3 protein-coding genes, 1 tRNA gene, 1 rRNA gene and 1 other annotated feature are annotated in these 5,421 nt (G+C 28.7%); of the genes, 4 read left to right on the top strand and 1 reads right to left on the bottom strand.

Annotated elements, in window-relative coordinates; genetic code table 11:
* Window positions 1–10 precede the first annotated feature (10 nt).
* The 3 genes from ACYUET_RS18910 (at window position 11) to murD (ending at window position 3,598) form a co-directional block, all read left to right on the top strand.
* A tRNA-Asn gene (locus tag ACYUET_RS18910) sits at window positions 11–85 on the top strand.
* A gap of 254 nt (window positions 86–339) precedes the next feature.
* Window positions 340–507: a binding site (T-box leader), on the top strand.
* A gap of 138 nt (window positions 508–645) precedes the next feature.
* Window positions 646–2,037: a glycine--tRNA ligase gene (locus ACYUET_RS18905; protein WP_460282193.1), complete on the top strand. Its 1,392-nt coding sequence runs from the start codon at window positions 646–648 to the stop codon at window positions 2,035–2,037.
* Between the two features lie 184 nt (window positions 2,038–2,221).
* Window positions 2,222–3,598 carry a UDP-N-acetylmuramoyl-L-alanine--D-glutamate ligase gene (gene murD / locus ACYUET_RS18900; RefSeq protein ID WP_460282191.1) on the top strand — a complete coding sequence of 459 codons (1,377 nt, stop codon included), beginning with the start codon at window positions 2,222–2,224 and terminating at the stop codon, window positions 3,596–3,598.
* Between the two features lie 148 nt (window positions 3,599–3,746).
* On the opposite strand, the gene ACYUET_RS18895 is transcribed toward murD, so the two are convergent.
* The gene (locus ACYUET_RS18895) at window positions 3,747–4,748 is read right to left on the bottom strand and encodes a DUF5050 domain-containing protein (protein WP_460282190.1); all 1,002 of its coding nucleotides are present in this window, start codon (window positions 4,746–4,748) and stop codon (window positions 3,747–3,749) included.
* Between the two features lie 525 nt (window positions 4,749–5,273).
* Here ACYUET_RS18895 and ACYUET_RS18890 point away from each other — a divergent pair.
* Window positions 5,274–5,421, top strand: a 16S ribosomal RNA gene (locus tag ACYUET_RS18890); the annotation flags it as partial.

The raw sequence follows: 5,421 nt of genomic DNA, 5'->3' as shown, positions 1-5,421 counted from the left end.
GTAATGACGTTCCGCGATAGCTCAATGGTGGAGCACTCGGCTGTTAACCGATAGGTTGGAGGTTCGAGTCCTCTTCGCGGAGCCATTTTTTTATTTAAGAGTTTTGTAAGAACAGATACTGTCTGTTGATACAAAACTCTTTTTTATATATTAGACACAATCAAAAAATAACAAGTCCATTTGCTAACCTATTTTCCCTCCTAGGAAGCTCAACTTGCATACACTAATCATTATAGTTTATAAAATGTATAATAGTATAGTGATTTGGGGAATCGTTATAACAATATAGTTTTTTGCTTGACATATAAAAGCCTTTTGATAAAATTAATATATAATTGAATATACACTATGAAAAAAGATTAGTAGTTTTATTGTTTTTTTAGAGAGATGATGGTTGGTGCAAATCATTATAACATTAAAATGAATGGAACTTTTGAGTGTAATTAAAAGAAAGTTGGGCTTAAGCCAAGAAGGGTGGAACCGCGGAATTATAATTTCGTCCCTTTGTGGTAGGAGCTTTTTTATTTTATAAAAAATTATGTTCAAATAGAAATTGATATTTAACTATAAGATATAATCTTAAAAATTTATTTATTAACTAGAGTTTGAACAAACATATAAATAATATTTTTGGAGGTAAGAATAATGGCAGTAGAAAAAACAATGGATAAGATTGTAGCACTTTGCAAGAATAGAGGATTTGTTTTCCCAGGATCAGATATATATGGTGGATTAGCTAACTCATGGGATTATGGCCCTTTAGGAGTAGAATTTAAAAATAATGTTAAAAAAGCATGGTGGAAGAAGTTCGTTCAAGAGAGTCCTTATAACGTAGGATTAGATTCAGCTATATTAATGAATAGTGAAGTATGGGTGGCATCTGGTCACGTTGGTGGTTTCTCAGATCCATTAATGGATTGTAAGGAATGTAAGGCTAGATTTAGAGCAGATAAAATAGTTGAAGATCATATGACAGCAAATGGTGCTGAAGTAGCTAGTGCTGATGGATGGACTAATGAAGAACTTAAAGAATATATTGAAAAGAATAATATAGTTTGCCCTAAATGTGGAAAAATGAACTACACAGATATAAGAAAATTTAATCTTATGTTTAAAACATTCCAAGGAGTTACTGAAGATGCTAAATCAGAAATCTATTTAAGACCTGAAACAGCACAAGGTATATTTGTAAACTTTAAAGCAGTTCAAAGAACTTCAAGAAAGAAAGTTCCATTTGGTATAGCTCAAATTGGTAAATCTTTCAGAAATGAAATTACTCCAGGAAACTTTACATTTAGAACAAGAGAATTTGAACAAATGGAATTAGAATTCTTCTGTAAACCAGGAACAGATTTAGAATGGCATAAGTATTGGAAAGACTATTGCTGGAATTTCTTACTTAACTTAAATGTAAATCCTGGAAATTTAAGAATGAGAGATCATGGAGAAGAAGAACTATCATTCTATTCAAATGCTACTTCAGATATAGAATACTTATTCCCATTTGGTTGGGGTGAACTTTGGGGTATAGCAGATAGAACTGACTATGACCTAACTAAACATCAAGAACATTCAGGTCAAGATTTAAGTTACTTAGATCAAACAAATAATGAAAAATATGTACCTTATGTTATAGAACCATCATTAGGTGCTGATAGAGTTGCATTAGCATTTTTAGTTGAAGCTTATGATGAAGAAGAATTAGAAGGTGGAGATGTTAGAACAGTAATGCATTTACATCCAGCATTGGCTCCATTTAAAGCAGCTATATTACCTCTTTCTAAGAAACTTTCAGAAAAAGCTTTAGATGTTTATGGAGATTTAAGTAAGAAGTTTAATCTTGACTTTGATGAAACAGGAAGTATTGGTAAGAGATATAGAAGACAAGATGAAATAGGAACTCCTTACTGTATAACAATTGATTTTGATACATTAGAAGATGAATCAGTTACTATTAGAAATAGAGATACTATGGAACAAGAAAGAATTAAAATAAGTGAATTAGAAACTTATATAGCAAAAAGCTTAGAGTTTTAAAGAGATTTAAATAAATAACATAATTGTGAGCTGTCTTAATATAGAAAATAATTTCTATTTTGAGATAGCTCTTTATCTACATTTATAGAATAAGATTTTTTTTGGTGTTATAATTTAAAATATATGGGCAATTTTAATAATATATCATACTATGTTATAGCATATGTTTATGTGGAGGAGAAAAATGAAGAAGGATTTTAAGGAATTTAAAGAGTTTATATATGAAAAAAAAGTTGGAGTTGTAGGAATTGGTGTTAGCAATATCCCTCTTATAAATTTTTTGGTAGAGTTAGGTGCAAAAGTAACAGCATTTGATAAGAAAGAAGAGCGCGAACTAGGAGAAATTATTATTGATTTTAAAAATAAGGGAGTAAATCTTGAATTAGGGGAAGGCTATTTAAGTAGACTTACTGGATTTGATGTTATTTTTAAGACACCCTCTATGAGAATTGATAGTGAAGCATTAGTGAAAGCAAAACAGGAAGGTGCATATATTACTTCAGAGATGGATGAGTTTGTTAGATATTGCAAAGGCAAAACATATGGAATAACAGGTAGTGATGGAAAAACAACTACAACAACAATTATATCAAAAATGTTACAACAAGAAGGATATAAGACATGGGTTGGTGGAAATATAGGAAATCCATTATTTGCACAAATAGAGGAAATAGAAGAATCAGATAAAGTTGTATTAGAGCTATCTAGTTTTCAACTTATGACTATGAATGTACCAATAGATGTTGCAATTTGTACTAATTTAGCTCCAAATCATTTAGATATGCATAAAGATATGCAAGAATATATAGATTCTAAAAAGAATATATTCTTATATCAAGAATCTGATGATGTATTGGTGGTAAATAGAGAAAATGACATAACTTATAAATTTGAAAAAGAAGCAAAAGGGACCATTAGAGAATTCAGTTCAAAAAGAGAATTAGAAAATGGTGCTTATTATAAAGATGGAATTCTTTATCTTGAGGGTAAAGAGGTTTGTAAAAAAGATGATATTATTATTAAAGGTATGCATAATGTAGAAAACTATTTGGCTGCATTTATAGCAACAAAGGATGATGTTAGTATTGAAAGTATGAAACATGTAGCAGAAACTTTTACTGGAGTTGAACATAGATGTGAACTTGTAAGAGAAATAGATGGTGTAAAGTATTATAATGATTCAATAGCATCAAGCCCAACAAGAACATTAGCAGGACTTAAGGCATTTAATAGGAAAGTTATATTAATTGCTGGAGGATATGATAAACATCTAGATTTTGAGCCATTAGTATATGAAGGATATCCATATATAAAAGAATTAATACTTTTAGGAGCAACAAAGGAAAAAATAAAGAAAGCTTTTAAAGATTTTGAAATAAATAAAGGTATTAAAGTGAATATTTCAGAGGTAGATTCTTTAGAAGAAGCAGTGAATAAAGCTAAAAGTTTAGCGACAAAAGGAGATATTATTACATTATCACCTGCTTGTGCATCATTTGATATGTTTGCTAATTTTATGATCAGAGGTAATAAGTTTAAAGAGATAGTTAACAAGTTATAAAATATTATCTAAAAAAGCTAAGAGTTTTTACTCTTAGCTTTTTTATTAGGTTTTACTTTAAAATCATGTTTATACAAAAATATTAATAGTTGTTTAAAATATAATATATATTTGTTATTTATATATTATTAATTTAAAAGAGCGATTATTACTTTTGTGAAAATGCTGAAAAATAAACATTATTTATATTAATAGATTTTTCATAAAATACTCCAGACGGTGTTAAATAGTACTCATTTATAGAATCTGAAATATAAGGCTTATAAGTTACTTCAGGTTTATTTAAGTCTACAGATAAAGAATATAGGTAATTAGAATCTTCATTATTTATAAAGAACAGTTGTGTACCTATTCCTTTTAGTTTTTCTCCTTTTACAAGAGAAATTCTTTTACTTTCTAGTGTAGTTATATCTAATGAGTATAGTGTATTATTATCTGAAGTGTTAAAGAAAAGTAATGATCCGTTAAAAGGCATAAAACTATTAGCCGTATAATCAGTAAGCTTTTGTCTGTTAGTACCATCGGATTTTATTGAATATATTTTAGAAGAATCACTTAGATTTTGATATATTATAAAATCACCGTTAAGTACAAAAGATCCAACGCTATCTAATGATAAGGCTGATGAGTTCTTGTTAGTTATGTTGTATTTATACATTTTATTATTATCGTTTTTGTTTATGTAGAATAAATCTTCAGTTGAAGCAATTAAATTATTAACAGAATCCTCATTTAATTTTGTATAAGTTTTATCTGTAAGATTTAATGAAGCTAGTGAATTCCCACTCGAACCGTCAGCAAAATAAAGAAGTCCATTAATTAATGCTAAATTGTTTGTTGAATAATTTACAAAGTCAGATAGATTTTCGCTCTTTAATATATCTTTTGGAAGCGGATCTTTAATCATTGATATTCTATTATTTTCATCAGGGTTTGGAAATACTAATGTTGTATCATTAAAAACAAAAGGGCAATTTAAAGATGTACTATCAGTTAAGATGAAAGGAGATATCACATCTTTATTAAGTGAGTTTGTAGCAGAATAATTTTGTGACTGTTTGTTTTCAGAAGAAGGTTGTTTTTTTGCAGAACAGCCCATAAATGAAAATATAGAAATTGATAATATTAAATATAATAAGTTTTTTTTCATATAAAAGTCCTCCTAAAATATTAAGTATGCTTAAAATAAAGTGTTCTTAAATTGATTACATATTATTAATATTATGATAAGTTATATTAAGAGTAAAGAAAAATAGCGGTATTTATATGAGTATAAGTAGTTTTAAATAGATTAAACCATAAAAACTATACCTGGTGTATCAATATATCTAAAATGAAGAAAAATGGAGAATAAATTAGAAAGACTCAAATAATTTTCTAAAAATAATAATACTGTAAAGTTAGGTGTATTCTAAACATGTTATCATAATATCCGTTGTGAGGAACACAGCAGATACGAGGGATACCTCGGAAGTTCTAATTACAACAAACATTAATTAGTCAGAAAAGTTGTTTGAAAAATATTTAAAAATAAATGTTGACAACGAAGACTAATGATGATATTATAAAAAAGCAGTCGAGAGACGGCAAAGATCTTTGAAAATTGAACAGAATAAATAAAATACATTTAAGTAAACCAGCAATTCTTTTTGAAAAGTAAGCTAAGATTAAACTTTTTTATGAGAGTTTGATCCTGGCTCAGGACGAACGCTGGCGGCGTGCCTAACACATGCAAGTCGAGCGATGAAACTCCTTCGGGAGTGGATTAGCGGCGGACGGGTGAGTAACACGTGGGTAACCTGCCTCATAGAGAGGGATGGGAT

The sequence above is a fragment of the Clostridium sp. CTA-5 genome (assembly GCF_054768135.1).
Note: the sequence above shows the minus strand (reverse complement) of the source record. Positions and strands in the feature narration are given on the sequence as shown.

Excerpts from the sequence above, each read along its gene's own strand:
- ACYUET_RS18905 (WP_460282193.1), top strand. The coding sequence starts at position 646 with ATGGCAGTAGAAAAAACAATGGATAAGATTGTAGCACTTTGCAAGAAT.
- ACYUET_RS18895 (WP_460282190.1), bottom strand. The coding sequence starts at position 4,748 with ATGAAAAAAAACTTATTATATTTAATATTATCAATTTCTATATTTTCA.
- murD (WP_460282191.1), top strand. The coding sequence starts at position 2,222 with ATGAAGAAGGATTTTAAGGAATTTAAAGAGTTTATATATGAAAAAAAA.